Origin of the sequence: Frankia sp. AgB32 (assembly GCF_023243045.1) — a bacterium.
Classification (GTDB): Bacteria; Actinomycetota; Actinomycetes; order Frankiales; family Frankiaceae; genus Frankia.
This window is the reverse complement of record NZ_JALKFX010000006.1, coordinates 55,052-69,433: the sequence shown is the minus strand read 5'-3', so window position 1 is coordinate 69,433 and position 14,382 is coordinate 55,052. Positions and strand designations below refer to the sequence as shown.

The window sequence follows — 14,382 nt, the reverse complement described above, 5'->3', positions numbered from 1 at the left end:
CGGGGCGGCCGGGCGGGCGCCCCCCCCGGGGGGCGCCGTCCGCGACCCGGCTGATCGCCTTCCCGCACGCGGGCGCCGGCGCCGCCTCGTTCGCCCGGTGGCCGGGGCTGTTCGGACCGTCGGTCGCGTTCGTGCGGGCGCAGCTGCCCGGCCGGGAGGACGCGGCCGGCGAGGCGGCGGCCCGCCGGGTCGCCGACGTCATCGGCCCGCTGGTCGCGCAGGTGAGTGCCGCGGGCGGCGAGGGCGGGCCGGTGGCGCTGTACGGGCACAGCATGGGTGCGCTGGTCGCCTTCGAGCTTGCCCGCGCGCTGAGCGCCGCCGGCACCCCACCGGTGCACCTGTTCGTCTCCGGCCGCCGCGCGCCGCACCAGCCGAACCGCCGCCCGCGCATCGACCGGTACCCCGACGCGGAGTTCGCCGACGCGCTGCAGTCCATGGGCGTGACCGACGGCGCCATGCCCCGCACCCCGTCGTTCCTGCGCTACGCCCTGCGGGTCACCCGCGCCGACCTGGAGCTGTCCGAGGAGTACGACCATCCGCCAGCCCCACGGCTGCGCTGCGGGGTCACCGCCTTCTACGGCACGCAGGACCCGGTGGTCGACGCCGACCAGGTACAGGCCTGGCGGGCGGAGACCGACGGTCCGTTCGCGTGGCACACCTTCCCCGGCAGCCACTTCTTCCACCAGGACCACCGGAGCGCCCTCGCGGAGATCATGACGGCGACCCTGGCGACCGAGGCCCGCACCCCGGGCGCGCGATGACGCCCGCCGGGACGCTGCTGCCCGACGTCCTGCGGGAACGCGCGCGGCGCCAGCCGACCGACCGCGCGTTCGTCTTCCTCGACGAGTACGGCGAGCAGACCGAGGCCCGCACCTACGCCGAACTGGACGCCGAAGCCCGAGCGGTGGCCGCCGCGCTGACCGGCCTCGCGGGGCCGGGGGAGCGGGCGCTGCTGGTGTTCGAGACCGGCCCGGAGTTCCTCGCCGCCTACTTCGGCTGCCTGTACGCGGGGGTCGTCGCGGTCCCCGTCGTCCCGCCGCGCGCCGGCCACCTGCAGGCGTCGACCGCCGCCGTCGTCCGGGACTGCGCCCCCGTCGCGGTGCTCACCGTGACCTCGATGCTCGACACCGTCGGGCCCGCCCTCGCCGCCCTGCGGCCCGGGCCGCACCCGCTCGCGGTGGATCGCGTCACCGCCGGCGCGCTCACCGCCGACCCGGAGTTCACCGCGGTGCCGGCGTCCGCCGACGCGCTGGCGTTCCTGCAGTACACCTCCGGCTCCACCGCCGACCCCAAGGGTGTCATGGTCACCCACGGGAACCTGGCGGCGAACCAGGAGATGATCACCCGGACGTTCCGGCATGATCCGCGGTCGCCCTGGGTCGGCTGGACGCCGCTGTTCCACGACCAGGGTCTGATCGGGAACGTCCTGCACCCGCTCTACGTCGGCTCCCTCGGCGTCCTGATGTCGCCGGCGACGTTCGTCCGCCGCCCGCTGCTGTGGCTGTCGGTGATTTCCCGCTACCGGGCGTACAGCAGTGGGGGCCCGAACTTCGCCTTCGACGTCTGCATCCGGCACGCGTCCCGCCTCGCCGGGGCGGACCTCGACCTGAGCTGCTGGAAGATCGCCTTCAACGGCGCCGAGCCGCTGCGCGCGCAGACGATGCGCCGCTTCGCCGAGACGTTCGCGCCCTACGGTCTGCGCGCCGAGGCGCTCTATCCCTGCTACGGCCTGGCGGAGGCGACGCTGCTGGTCACCGGCAGCGAACCGGGCCGCGGGCCGCGCACCCTCGCCGCCGACCCGCACGCCCTGGGGGAGCGCCGCTACCGCCCGGGCCACGGCCCGGACGCCCGCGTCCTCGCCGGCTCCGGCCTGGTCCCGCCCGAGGGCGGCGTCCGCATCGTCGACCCGGACACCGCGGCACCGTCCCCGCCGGGCCACGTCGGCGAGATCTGGCTCGCCGGCCCGCACGTCACCGCCGGTTACTGGCGCCGTCCCGACGCCACCGCCGCCACGTTCGCCGCGACCATCGTCGGCGAGCCAGACACCCGTTACCTGCGCACCGGCGACCTCGGCCTGATCGTCGACGGCGAACTGTACGTCGCCGGCCGCCTCCGCGACATGATCATTATCCGTGGCCGCAACCACTACCCGCAGGACATCGAGCTCACCGTGATGTCGGCGCATCCGGCGGCCCGCCCGGGCGCCGTCGCCGCCTTCGCCGTGCCCGGCCCGGACGGCGCCGAGCGCCTCGTCGTCGTCCAGGAGGTCCGTCCCACCGACGGCCTCGACCTGGACGAGGTGGCCGCGGCGATCCGCGCGGCGGTGCTGCGCGAGCACGACGTCTCCCTCGGTGAACTGGTCCTCACCGGCCCGGGCACCCTCGCCAAGACCAGCAGCGGCAAGATCATGCGCGCCGCCGCCCGCCGCCGTCACCTCGACACCGGCTTTCCCGCCCCGCCAACGACCGCCGTCCCGCCCGGTGCCCGTGGATGATGGGTCGGTGGGCAACGGGTCGGTGGGCAACGGGTCGGTGGGCACAGGGTCGGTGGGCACAGGCGGATCCAGCGATGCTGTTCTGACTCCGGCGGAGCAACGGCGGCCGGTGCTGCACGGCTCGTTCACGGTGCAGCGGGTGCTGGCGCTGGCGCCCGCGCGGGTGTTCGCCGGGTTCGCCGACGAGGCGTTGTGGTCGCGGTGGACCCGCCTGCCCGGTCCCGCCGGCACCGCGTGGTCGGAGCTCGACCTGCGCCCGGGGGGAAGCGCCCTCGCGCGCAACACCTTCGTCGCGGGCGGCCACGCCGAGCGGTTGGAGAACCGGGCCCGTTTCCTCGACGTGGTGCCCGACGCGCGGATCGTCTACGCCTACGAGGCGGTGGTCAACGACGTCTGCCAGTGGGTGTCCCTGGTGACGGTCGAGCTCGGCACCGGGACCGAGCGGCGCGGGGCGGCGGGCGAGCGCGTCGCCGGCGGCGCCGGGCAGGGGGGCACGGTGCTGACGTGGACCGAGCAGTACGCCTTCCTGGTGCTGCGCGGCGATGGTGCCGACGACGTCGCCCACCTGCGCGGCGGCACGCTGCTGAGACTCAACGGGCTGGAGTCGGCGCTGCTCGGTACGGACGGCGTCGGTCCGATCCGCTCGTAGGTGGCCGTGGGCGCGGCGAGGCCGCGTCTGTCGGGCAGTGGTCGGCACAGCTCCGCCAGAATCCGAAACAGTCTCCCGTGGCGGTCCGTCGTCCGGAACAGCTGGCCCGACAAGCGCTGAATGCGGTGAAAGGAAACTCGCCGGGCGGGCCGCGCGGTCTCAGCTTAGCGGTCGGCGGGTTCGCTCACGAGGACCGGGCGCTCGGCCAGGGTGACGAGCACCTCGCTGCCCGGTGCCAGGCCACTGGCCTGGGCGGTCGCGATGTCGGCGACGATGGTGCGGGCGGCCGGGCGGCCGTCGACCTCGACCGGGGCGTCGGGCGCGGTCGGTCCGACGAGGTCCACGCGAAGCCGCGTCACAGCGCCGCGGAAGGTGCGCTGGCGGACCTGACCGAGCGCCCCTGTCGACGCGCCAGCCGGCGCGGTAGTGCGGGCGGTGACGACCACGGCCTCCGGGCGGACCAGCACCTCGACGTCGGCCGTGGCGGCGGCGCCCGCGGGTGCATCACCGAGCTGGACCGCGGGCAGGCGCTGGCCGAGGACCTCGACCAGGTCGCCGCCGACGGTGCGGCCGGGCAGCCGGTTGACGGTGCCGACGAACTGGGCGACGAACGGCGTCGCCGGCCAGGCGTAGACGACCTCGGGCGCGGCGAGCTGTTCGAGCCGGCCCGCGCGCATCACCCCGACCCGGTCGGCCAGCGACAGGGCCTCCTCCTGGTCGTGCGTGACGAACAGGGTGGTGATGCCCAGGCGGGTCTGCAACGCCCGGATCTCGTCCCGCAGCGACGCGCGGACCTGCGCGTCCAGCGCGGACAGCGGCTCGTCGAGCAGCAGCACGCGGGGTTCGATCGCCAGCGCGCGGGCGAGCGCGACGCGCTGCTGCTGGCCTCCGGACAGCTCGTGCGGGTACCGGCGCCCGGCGTGGCCGAGGCCGACGAGCTCCAGCAGTTCCGCGGCCCGCCGCCGGCGGGTCCGGGCGTTCACCCGGCGCAGCCGCAGCCCGAACGCGACGTTGTCGAGCGCGGTGAGGTTCGGGAACAGGCTGTACGCCTGGAAGACCATCCCCATGTCCCGCCGGTTCGCCGGGACCGCGGTGATGTCGTCGCCGCCGACGAGGATCTGGCCGGAGTCCGGGCGCTCGAAGCCGGCGAGCGCGCGCAGCGCCGTCGTCTTGCCGCACCCGCTCGGGCCGAGCAGGGCGACGAGCTCACCCGGGTTGATCGTCACGGACAGCCCGTCGAGCGCGGTGACCTCGCCGTAGGCGCGACGCAGCTCCCGCAGCTCGATGCCGACGGCCTCCCCCCGCGAGCCGATCGCGGTGCGCGCACCGACCTCGCCGCGGGGGCCGGTCCCCGCGAGCGCGTCGCCGCCGGCCGCCGCGACGGCGCCGGCCGGGACGGAGTCGTCCGGCTGTGGCGCGTCCGTCGGCACACCGTCCGTCGGCACACCGTCGGTGCGCACGTCGTCCGCCGGCCCTGCCACGGTCTCACTCATCGTGCGTCCCCCCGGTCATCGCGCCCACGAACGCGCGCCCGCCTCGGCGGCCGCCGAGGGTCACCAGCACCATCAACAACAGCCAGGTCAGCACCAGGGCGACCAGCGACACGGCGACGGAGACGTCGGCCTCGCTCGCACCCACGTGCACCACCCAGGACGGGAAGGTCTCCCAGAGCAGCAGGCTCGCCATCGCGAACTCGCCGAGCACCAGCGCGAGCGTCAGCACCGCCGCGGACAGCACCGCCGTGCGCAGGTTCGGCAGCACCACCCGAAACAGCTCGGTCACCGGGCCCGCGCCGAGGCTGCGCGACGCCTCGACCAGGGTCCGCAGGTCGACGGCGCCGATGCCGGCGTCGAGGGCGCGGTAGGCGAACGGCAGCGCGAGGATGACGTACTCGAAGCCGAGGATCGTCGGTGTGCCGATCAGCCACTGCGGCGCGGTCCGGAACGCGCCGAGCACCCCGACGGCCAGCACGACCGGCGGGATCACCAGCGGCAGCACGGTGATCAGCTCGATCACCCGGCGCAGTCGCGGGAAACGCAGGTGCACGAGCGTCATGGTCGGGACGAGCAGCGCCAGGGTGATCCCCACCGCCATGAGCCCGAGCTTCACCGACGTCCACAGCGACGAACCGAAACCGGGTTCGGACAGGATCTTGCCGTAGGCGCCGAGCGTGCGGTGCCCGTTGCGACCCCGCACGCTGAACTCCAGCGCGGCGATCAACGGGACCAGGAAGTACACGGCCGCGACCGTGAACACCGCCCAGCGCCACCACCCCGCGCGGGCGGCGCGGGCCGCGCGGGCCGCGCTCGCGACCGGGCGGCTCGGCGCGGGCAGCGGGCCGGTCAGCGTAGCCATCGCGACACCCGTCTGGTGAGCAGGACGTACCCGACCATCGCCACCGCGATCACCACGATCATCTCGAAGCCGAGCGCCTTGCCGAGGTTCTCGCCGCCGGTGATGACGTTCCCGGACAGCAGCGTCCCGATCTTGATCGGTACGAGGGGCACGGTGCCGCTGGTCAGCGCCCAGGCCGTCGCGTACGCGGCGAACGCGCTGCCGAACAGCAGCAGGAACGACCCGAGCAGCGCCGGTGCCAGCACCGGCAGGCCGATGTGGCGCCAGTAGGCCGCGCCGGTCGCACCGAGGCCCTCGGCGGCCTCCCGCCACTGCGGCCGCAGCCCCTCCAGCGCCGGGGTGATGACCAGCACCATCAGCGGCACCTGGAAGTAGGTGTAGACGACGACGATCCCGCTGAACGTGAACAGCGAGAACCCGGTCGAGGACAGGTCGAAGCCCAGCGAGTGCAGCATCCGGGTGACCATTCCGGTGCTGCCCAGCGTCGCGATGAACGCGAACGCCAGCGGCACCCCGCCGAAGTTCGCGAACACCCCGGACGCCGTGGTGACGACCCGGCGCAGCAGCGCGTTGCGCCGGGTGGTCAGGACGGCCTGGGCGAGCAGCCCGCCGAACACGACACCGATCGCCGAGGTGGTCAGCGCGACCTTCAGGCTGGTGATGAAGGCGTCCCGGTAGATGCCCTCGAAGCTCAGCGAGATGTTGTGCAGCGTCCACGTGCCGTGCGCCGTGCGGAACGCGTTGATCGCCACCGAGGCGGTGGGCAGGCCGAGGAACACGACCGTGTAGGCGAAGAAGGGCACCAGCCCGAGTACCGCGAAGCCGTTGCGCCCGATCCCGCGCAGCCACCCCGGTACGCCGCGCGGCCCGGAGCCGGGGAGGTCGGCCTCCCCGGCTCCGGCGGACGCGGCGGGCGCGTCCGAGACGCTCATGTCACGCGCCTCCGACAAGCTTCGCCCAGTTGTCGTTGACGACCTGCTTGGCCTTGTCGAGCTGCGCCTGCGTCGGGTACCGGGTGTCCTTCGGCGCCTCGGGCAGGGCGGCGAGCAGGGTCTTGTCGACGGTGCCGGCCGTGGTCATGGCCTCGAGCCGGACCGGTCGGGCACGGCCCTTGAGCCACAGGTTCTGGCCCTCGTCGGAGTACAGGTACTCCTCCCACAGCCGGGCGGCGGCGGGGTGCGGGGCAGTCTTGCTGATGGCCTGCGTGTAGTAGTTCGCGTACACGCCGTCCGTCGGGATGTTGATCTTAAGGTCGACCTTGCCCTTCGCCTTGTCGGCGGCGGAGGCGTTCAGGTAGTCCCACCAGATCATGATCGGCGTCTGGCCGCTCTCGATCGTCGCCGGCGTGCCCTTGACCGGCAGGAAGTTGCCGCTCTTCTTCAGGTCGGCGAAGTACTGGACGCCGGGCAGGATGTTGTCGAACGAGCCGCCGTTGGCGAGCGCCGCGGCGAAGACCGCGGCGAAGGCAGCACCGGCCTGCGTCGGGTCCCCGTTGATGGCGATCTTGCCCTTGTACGCGGGGTTCTTCAGGTCCGCGAAGGACTTCGGCGCCGGGCTGACGGCCTTCGTGTCATAGGCGATCGAGACGTAGCCGCCGTAGTCACTGAACCACTGGCCGCCGGACTCCTTCAGGCTGTCCGGAATGTCCTTCCAGGTAGCGACCTGGTAGGGCGCGATCAACCCTTCGGTCGCGGCCTGCAGGGCGAAGGAGTTGCCCAGGTCCAGCACGTCGGGCGCCCGGCTCTGGCCGCGTAGCTGCTTGACCGCGGTGATCTCGTCCGCGCTCGACCCGTCCGGGTTGTCGCTGGTCACCTTGATGCCGTACTTGGCGGAGAACTTCTGGATGATCTCGCCGTAGTTCGCCCAGTCCGGCGGCAGGGTGATGACGTTGAGCTTTCCCTCCGCCTTCGCGGCGGAGACGAGGGCGTCCATGCCGCCGGCCGAGGCGGCCGACGTCGCCGTCTTCGCCTTGTCGGTGGCGCCACCCGCCGACGACGTCGACGATCCCGACGAGTCGCTGCCGCACGCCGCGGCGAGCAGTCCGACCGCCGCCAGCGTCCCGACGGCGGCCAGCCGCAGCCGGCCCGGCCGCGCGAGGCGCCGGTCCCCGAGTCCCACTGTGCTCACATGCCCCCCATGTCCCACGGTGTGGATGTTTGTCCCGCGGTGCTTTTGCGCAGTACAGGCGGTATGCCGTACCGCCAGCGCAACGGTGGTGCCACGCGCTTACCGGCTGGTGTCCGCGACATGAGCGGATGAGGCGTTCGCGGCGAACTTCCTGGTCCGGGGGTTTCGCCGCGCGGGCAGCGTCAGCCGGATGGACAGGTCAGCCGGATGGACGGGTTAGGCCAGCAGGTCGTCGAGCACGGCGGCGGCGAGGCCGTGCGACGTCGTCATCCCGATGCCGGTCGTGACGGTGACCGCGCGGACCCCGGGCAGCGGGGTGGCGACGAGGAACTCCCGCCCAGGCGCCGAGGCGTAGTACCCGCGCCAGCGTTCCCGCACGGCGAGCTCGGCCACCGGAAGGCCCAGCAGCTCGGCCGTCTCGGCGAGCACGAGATCGTCCACGTCCTCCGCGGCGAACGGCAGGTGGGTGTGGGCGAGCGCGTGGGTGTCGCCGATCACCAGGTCGCCGTCCGGAAGCTGGGTGAACATCAGGTTCATGTCGACGGCGAGCAGATCCGGTCGCTCGACGGCCATCCGGTCGGCCACGGCCGGCAGCGACGGACAGTCGGCGAAGCCGGCGTAACGCAGCATCGACAGCCCGGTGAGCACCGCGGGCTCGAACCTGGCGCCGCCCGGCGCGGCGACCCGCAGCATGTGCAGCTCACACCGGTGCAGGTCCACCTCTGCGGCGATCTCGGGGAACAGGCGGTCCAGGTCGTGACCGGTGGCGAGCACGATGGCCGCGCCGGCGAGATCCCCGCGGCTGGTGTGCAGCGTGCCCGCGGACACCCCGGTCGCCGAGGCGCCCCAGTGGAAGACGACCCCCTGCCGCTCGAGCCAGCGGGCGAGCGCGCCGACGGCTGCCCGCGGGTCGACCCGCACATCCCACGGCAGCAGGGCGCCGCCGACCAGCTCAGGTGCCCGTAGCGGCACTCGGGCGCGCACCTCGTCCGCGTCGAGCAGCACCGCCGGGACCTCGCCGTCGGCCGCGAACTCCCGCAGCACGGCCAGCTCGTCGCCGTCGCGGGCGGCGACGACGGTGCCGGTGGGCGCCGCCCAGAAGCCGGCCGCGCGGCCCAGTTCGAGCCAACGCTCCCGGGCGACGCGGGCGTAGGCGAGGGCGGTGCCGGCCTGCCCGCTGATGCAGCCGTGGCCGAAGTTGCGCACGGACGCGCCGCGGGCGAAGGCGTCGCGTTCGACGACCGCGACCGACAGCCCGCGCCGCACCGCCTCCGCCGCGTGCGCCAGCCCGACGATGCCCGCCCCCACGATCACCAGGTCGTAACGCTTTGTCGTCATGGCGGCGACGATCGCCAGCGGCCCGCCGGGCGGTCAACCGGCGGCGCGGAATTTCCGCGGCTGTTCATCCGCCGCTGGTCACGGCGTCGCGCGGCACCGGCGAGGGTGTGACGCGTGCGCCCCGACACCGACACCGCCGACACTGCCGACACTGCCGACACCGTCATCGACACCGTCATCGTCATCGACACCGACACCGACACCGACACCGACACCGTCCGCTCGGGCACGGCGGCGTCCGCCGCGCCGGTCGGCTTCGATCTCGTCGCCCTCGACATGGCCGGCACGACCATCGAGGAGCACGGCGCGGTGTACGCCGCGTTGCGCGACGCTGTCGAGGCGGCCGGCGTACCCGTCCCGGCCGCGGCACTCGAACGATGGATGGGTGCGGACAAGCGCGCCGCGGTGACCGCCCTGCTGGCGGCGTCCGGACGACCCGAGCCGGCGGCAGAGACGGTGCGGGCGGTGTACGGCACCTTCCGGGCGCGGCTGGCGGCCGCCTACCGGGACCGCCCGCCCACGGCGCTGCCCGGCGTCGAGGCGGCCCTCGCCCGCCTGCGGGAACACGGCGTGCGGGTCGCGTTGACCACCGGCTTCGACCGGGAGGTCGTCGATGGCCTGCTCGCCGCGCTCGGCTGGGAGTCCGGCGTGGTCGACGCCGTGCTCTGCGCCGACGACGTCCCGGTTGGCCGCCCGGCGCCGTACCTGATCTTCCGCGCGATGGAGCGGACCGGCGTGACCGACGTGTCGCGGGTGCTGTGCGCCGGCGACACCGAACTCGACCTGCGCGCCGGCGCGAACGCGGGCGCCGGCGCGATCGTCGGTGTGCTCACGGGCGCGCACGGTGTCGACATCCTCGGTCGGACCCGGCACACCCACCTGCTGGCCAGCGTCGCCGACCTACCCGACCTCGTCCTCGGCGCGTCGCCCCGGTAGCGATGCCGTCCGGCGCGGCAGGGAACCGAGCGACATCAGCGCCCAGGTCCCTTCCAGCAGCAGGAAGCCCCGTTCGCGGCCGATGATCGCGGTGACGGCCAGCGCCGCCGAGCCGGCCGCGTTGGCGAGGAGATAGCGCCGGCCGCTCTGGTCGATCCGGCCGACCTGCGCGCCCGCGAACGCGGCCAGGATGAGCAGCGAGCCGGCAATCTGGACGACGTCGTACATGTCGATGCACCCACCGACGCCGTCTTGTCGCTGTCCGGGTACGGCGTGCCTCGTCCGGGACGCCGGCGTCCGCCCCGCGTCACCGGCCCATCGTGGCACATCACGCAGTGCGCGCAAGTCCTGACGCCTCCCCCGACGAAGTCGCGGTTCCGCCCTGGCGGCTGCCCGTCCTGTGCGCGTCGTCATGATCCCGAGCGGCGTGGACCTCGTCGGCTTGCGATGTTCTCGCGGTCGAAGCTCTGGCACCGTCGAACATGACCACACCGTGGTGGACGCCGCGTCACTGGGAGCGGCGGTGATCGGGGCGGTCCGGAACACCGGCAGTACCGGCCAGTACTGGCGGCGGCGCGGGGCCGTCGGCGCGGTCGTCGCCGGGCGGTTGCGCCTCCGGTGAGTGCGCCGCGGCGCCCACCCCCGCGCACCCCGCGGCCGCGGGTGGGGGCGGCTGGGGGGGGGGGGCGCCGCGGGGCCGCGCGCCGGGGCCCCCGCCCGGGAGCACCCGGCGGCCGCTGTTGGCGGCGGATCAGCGGACGGCGAGCTCGCCGAGGTCGGACCAGTCGACGCCGGGAGCGGTCGTGTTGATGATTTTCGGCGTCGATGCCAGGTGCGGCGGCAGCTCGCGGCGGGCGGCGGCGAAGTGCTCGGAGGTGACGTGCGCGGCGCCGGCCGCGTCGTCGCGGAACGCCTCGATGAGGATGTACTGGGCGGGGTCGTCGAGGCTGCGCGACCACTCGAACCACAGGCAGCCCGGTTCGGCGCGGGTGGCCGCCGTGAACGCGGCGGTGATCTCCGGCCAGCGCTCGACGTCCGCGGGCTTCGGGCGGAACCTGGCAGTGATGACGATCATCGTTGATCTCCTTCGTGCGTCGCGGTCTTCAGGATGCCCGGGACGGTGCGCCCGGCAGCGTAGCGATACCGTACGATCGCGGCGAAGGGCTGAATACAGGCAGTAGTCGTCTCGCGAGTGTCGTGTCTTCGGACAGGGCCACGCTGCGGTCGGCCGGCCCGGTCATCGTGTGCGTCGGGGGACGGTGTGCGGGTCTCGTTTTTCATCTGGCATGTTCGGCTCACGCTCATCCGTGTTGTGTTCATTGGACTGGCCGGTTATCTGCTGCGGGTGGCGTCCGACGCGGGGCAGGGCAGCGCGGTCGGGTTCCTCGTCACCGGGGTCACCATCGGGCTGCTTCTCGGCGGCATTCTGACCTGTTTCGAGCAGGGGTTCCTCGGAACCCTGGCCGAGACCTTCGTGGATCTCATCTGTTTCGGCGCGGGGATGGCGGCCGCCCGCCTGGCCCACGAGTACGGGAAGCCGTGCGTGCCCGACCACGTCTCGGTGTGGACGTTCGCGGCGTTCGCCTTCCCGTTCGGATTCCTGCTCGCCCGGTCGATGTTCGGCCGCGGGCTGGACGCGAAGGTGGCCCGCGTCCGTTCCGACCTCAGCACGCACCCGACTGTCGGGCGATTTCTGGGGCCGGTGGTCGGTCCGCCGTCAGGCCGCGGCGGCAGCCCGCTGCGTCACCTGTCGCTCGTCGAGCGGGCCGTCGGCGTCGCCCTCGGGCTGCCGCCCTACGTGCTCACGGTGTACCTGCTGTTCTCCGTGCTGGGTGGACAGTGGCTCGTCCACACCTCGACCGTGCTGTCCCCGCTCGCCGGCATGCTGGGCTCCTCCGAGGATGCCTCCCGCCTCGTCCGAGGCCTCGCCGAGGCCGTCGAGACGACGGTGCACAGCGACTGCCTGCGCGGCATGGGTCCGCCCGCACACCACTGACATGAGCGCCCCCGCCCGCACCGCGACGGGGGTCGCGGTGATCGCGGGGTCATGCGGGAGTCGTGTAAATCACACTATGAGGCGGGCTGGCGCAGACGGCGGCCGATGCGGACAAGGCGGGCAGCGGCACGGTGCTGACCCGGGTCGCCGACCTTCGCGAACCCGCGCAGTGCCGCGCCGCGGTGGCGGTGGCGGAGTTCGGCCGGCTCGGCGTCCTCGACAATGTCGCCGGCGTCCTGCGCATGGGTCACGTCACCGACGTCACCGAGGAAGAATACCGGCTGACGTTCACCGTCAACCCGGATGCGTACTTCTTCTGCGCGCAGGCCGCGACACCGCACCTGCTCGAAACCGGCGGCAACATCGTCAACGTCGCGTCCAACGCTGGGACGCAGGGCGGCGCGGGCAGGCACCCGCCCGCTTGTCCCGGGCATGTTCGACGTATCAGTGAACACCCGATGAAATGGTGGAGATCGGGCTGTGCCGGACACCACCTGTTCGTCGCTGACGCATACGGTGTCGCGATCACACCGGTTCGAGTCGCGTCCGCGGGGTCTGAGGTGGCAGGTGGGCTGGTTGAGCGCCGGCAACGTCATCGCGGTGCTCACCGCGCTGATCGGCCTGGTCGCGTCGTTCGCGGCGGTCTGGTACGAACGCCGGCCGCGCCGACGGCTGATCGGCTACCGCGTCCAGATGGCGATCCGGGTCGGCAACGGTAACCGACGCAGGCGGACGCAGGCGGCCTTCGGCCTGCTCAACGACCTTCCCGGAATCTCCGACGCCTCGCTTGTCCTGCTGCGCGTCGAGAACTACGGCGCGCAGAGCATCGTCGAGTCCGACTACACCAACAACGGGCCGTACGGACTCACCGTCGACGCCGCCGACATCTTCGTCCGCAGCGTCGTCGTCATTCCCGACGCCGGGCAGGAACACCTGCTCGGCCATTTCGCCGGCCCGGACAGCATCCGTTACCACGACAACAACATCTATCTGCCGCGCGTTCCGCTGAACCCGGGCCAGCACTACAAGCTGCTCGTCCTGCTCGACGGCGATGGGTCGGGCGACGACATGCGGGTGCGCGGCGGCATACGCGACGGCGGGATCGTCGAGACCGAAAGCATCTCGGTCGACGACCGGCCGTCGAAGTTCAGCCGGCCGGCCCGCCTGATCACGGTGCTGCTCACCGTCTGCGTCGTGGTGCTGGCCGCCATCATTCTCCTGCCCGGCCACGCCCGCAGACCCGTCGGTTGTGCCACCGGCGCGCTCACGGTGGCGGGCTCCACGGCCTTCGCCCCCGTGATGAGGACGGTCGCGGACCGGTATGAGGCGGACTGCCCCGACTCGACGATCACGGTGGCGGCGCAGGGCAGCGAGGCCGGTCTGCGCGACGTCGCCGCGTCCCCGTCGGCGAACCTGACAGCCATCTCCGACGGTCGCGTGAACGCGGGCGGGAGTCCGAACCTGTGGGGGCAGGCCGCGGCGCTGTCCACCTTCGCGCTTGTCGTCAACGACCGGGTTGGCGTGCGGAACCTCACCGCGGACCAGATACGGCGGATCTTCTCCGGCGGCGTGACCGACTGGAGCGGCATCGACCCGGGAGCCCGCGGCCCCATACAGGTCCTGAGCCGCACGACGGACTCGGGCAGCCGGATGGCCTTCGACCGGCTTTTCCTCGGCCAGTCGTCGGAACCCGCGAACAGTTCGCCGGGCTGCACCCTGGCGAGCTCCTCGGGCAGTGAGTTCTGCCTGCTGTCCAGCACGAACGAGGTCGTGGCGAAGGTCGCGGCATTCTCGGGCGCCATCGGTTTCGTCGACCTGCGCGCGGCCAGGAAGGCGCCGAACGCGCACACCGTCGCCATCGACGGGCACCAGCCGTCCATCCACGACAGCGCCTACCGTTTCACCGAGGTCGAGTACGCCTACACCCACGACCGGCCCGTCCCCCGCTCCCTGGTCGACTCGTTCCTCAACTACCTGATCACCGGCCCCGGCCGCAGCAACGTGATCACCGACGACGACCAGCCCTGCTACACCCCCGACAACCTCCTCCGCTGCCGCGGCTGAGCTCCCGGACGGAGCTGCCTGCCAGGCAGGTAGCTGAACAGGTGGACGCCGGCGGCCGCGAGCGCTGTTCCGTCGGGATGCCAGGCGATGCCGACGAGCGGACCGGTCACGCGCAGCGCGCAGCGGCAGCGTCCGTCGGTGACGTCCCAGATCCGGGCGTCTACCTGGCGCCGCTGCCGCCGGCGGCCGGCTGCGCGGGTGCGGGCGCAACCTTGCCGGCGGCGGGCGCGGGGACGATCTTGCGGCTTCCCGGTTGATGACTCCAGGCCGGCGATCCCGATGCTGACGACGGTGTCGGCGCCGCCGAGCCAGGGGATCCAGACCTTCTTCAGGTCGAAGTACGCGTCATGCCGGAAGTTGTGCGGGACCGCGTGAATGGTGGCCATGAAGATGGACGTGATGGCCAGGGTCATGTGGCCGCCG

General features: G+C 73.0%; 15 protein-coding genes and 1 riboswitch. Of the genes, 7 read left to right on the top strand and 8 right to left on the bottom strand.

The annotated features are described in order from the left end of the window. From MXD60_RS03460 to MXD60_RS03450, 3 genes are all read left to right on the top strand, one after another. The coding region (locus MXD60_RS03460) for a thioesterase II family protein (RefSeq protein ID WP_308222354.1) at positions 1-761 on the top strand (761 nt) is incomplete at its 5' end. After that, positions 758-2,494 (top strand): fatty acyl-AMP ligase, encoded by a 1,737-nt coding sequence (locus tag MXD60_RS03455; protein WP_248817469.1) that lies wholly within the window; start codon positions 758-760, stop codon positions 2,492-2,494. The genes MXD60_RS03460 and MXD60_RS03455, both read left to right, overlap by 4 nt. Positions 2,495-2,501: 7 nt before the next feature. Beyond that, on the top strand, positions 2,502-3,143 hold the full coding sequence (locus MXD60_RS03450) for an SRPBCC domain-containing protein (RefSeq protein ID WP_248817468.1): 642 nt from the start codon (positions 2,502-2,504) through the stop codon (positions 3,141-3,143). Between the two features lie 164 nt (positions 3,144-3,307). On the opposite strand, the gene MXD60_RS03445 is transcribed toward MXD60_RS03450, so the two are convergent. The 5 genes from MXD60_RS03445 to MXD60_RS03425 all read right to left on the bottom strand — a co-directional run bounded on the left by MXD60_RS03445 (position 3,308) and on the right by MXD60_RS03425 (position 8,963). After that, positions 3,308-4,636, bottom strand: a complete 1,329-nt coding sequence (locus tag MXD60_RS03445) for an ABC transporter ATP-binding protein (protein ID WP_248817467.1) — start codon at positions 4,634-4,636, stop codon at positions 3,308-3,310. Beyond that, positions 4,629-5,498 carry an ABC transporter permease gene (locus tag MXD60_RS03440; protein WP_248817466.1) on the bottom strand — a complete coding sequence of 290 codons (870 nt, stop codon included), beginning with the start codon at positions 5,496-5,498 and terminating at the stop codon, positions 4,629-4,631. Before MXD60_RS03440 ends, MXD60_RS03445 begins: the two co-directional genes overlap by 8 nt. Further along, entirely contained in the window at positions 5,486-6,430 is a 945-nt protein-coding gene (locus tag MXD60_RS03435; protein ID WP_248817465.1) for an ABC transporter permease, read from the bottom strand. Before MXD60_RS03435 ends, MXD60_RS03440 begins: the two co-directional genes overlap by 13 nt. Position 6,431: 1 nt before the next feature. Beyond that, on the bottom strand, positions 6,432-7,625 hold the full coding sequence (locus MXD60_RS03430; RefSeq protein ID WP_248817464.1) for an extracellular solute-binding protein: 1,194 nt from the start codon (positions 7,623-7,625) through the stop codon (positions 6,432-6,434). A gap of 216 nt (positions 7,626-7,841) precedes the next feature. After that, positions 7,842-8,963: a TIGR03364 family FAD-dependent oxidoreductase gene (locus tag MXD60_RS03425; protein ID WP_248817463.1), complete on the bottom strand. Its 1,122-nt coding sequence runs from the start codon at positions 8,961-8,963 to the stop codon at positions 7,842-7,844. A 114-nt stretch (positions 8,964-9,077) separates the two neighbouring features. Here MXD60_RS03425 and MXD60_RS03420 point away from each other — a divergent pair, with 114 nt between their 5' ends. Beyond that, positions 9,078-9,899 (top strand): phosphonatase-like hydrolase, encoded by an 822-nt coding sequence (locus tag MXD60_RS03420; protein ID WP_248817462.1) that lies wholly within the window; start codon positions 9,078-9,080, stop codon positions 9,897-9,899. Here MXD60_RS03420 and MXD60_RS03415 read toward each other — a convergent pair. Beyond that, positions 9,864-10,127, bottom strand: coding sequence for a CBU_0592 family membrane protein (locus MXD60_RS03415; protein WP_248817461.1), 264 nt, complete (start codon positions 10,125-10,127; stop codon positions 9,864-9,866). The two genes, MXD60_RS03420 and MXD60_RS03415, sit on opposite strands and share 36 nt — an antisense overlap. A gap of 13 nt (positions 10,128-10,140) precedes the next feature. Then, a riboswitch (guanidine-III (ykkC-III) riboswitch) is annotated at positions 10,141-10,200 on the bottom strand. A 450-nt stretch (positions 10,201-10,650) separates the two neighbouring features. Continuing rightward, positions 10,651-10,974, bottom strand: coding sequence for a putative quinol monooxygenase (locus MXD60_RS03410; protein WP_248817460.1), 324 nt, complete (start codon positions 10,972-10,974; stop codon positions 10,651-10,653). Between the two features lie 186 nt (positions 10,975-11,160). On the opposite strand from MXD60_RS03410, the gene MXD60_RS03405 reads away from it, so the two are divergent. The 3 genes from MXD60_RS03405 (at position 11,161) to MXD60_RS03395 (ending at position 13,959) form a co-directional block, all read left to right on the top strand. After that, the gene (locus MXD60_RS03405; RefSeq protein WP_248817459.1) at positions 11,161-11,895 is read left to right on the top strand and encodes a hypothetical protein; all 735 of its coding nucleotides are present in this window, start codon (positions 11,161-11,163) and stop codon (positions 11,893-11,895) included. 131 nt (positions 11,896-12,026) lie between these two features. Beyond that, the gene (locus MXD60_RS03400; protein WP_248817458.1) at positions 12,027-12,614 is read left to right on the top strand and encodes an SDR family NAD(P)-dependent oxidoreductase; all 588 of its coding nucleotides are present in this window, start codon (positions 12,027-12,029) and stop codon (positions 12,612-12,614) included. Beyond that, positions 12,496-13,959, top strand: a complete 1,464-nt coding sequence (locus MXD60_RS03395) for a PstS family phosphate ABC transporter substrate-binding protein (protein ID WP_248817506.1) — start codon at positions 12,496-12,498, stop codon at positions 13,957-13,959. The genes MXD60_RS03400 and MXD60_RS03395 overlap by 119 nt, the downstream gene beginning before the upstream one ends. Here the strand turns inward: MXD60_RS03395 and MXD60_RS03390 are convergent. Beyond that, positions 13,923-14,372, bottom strand: coding sequence for a hypothetical protein (locus MXD60_RS03390; RefSeq protein WP_248817457.1), 450 nt, complete (start codon positions 14,370-14,372; stop codon positions 13,923-13,925). The genes MXD60_RS03395 and MXD60_RS03390 overlap by 37 nt on opposite strands. Positions 14,373-14,382 lie beyond the last annotated feature (10 nt).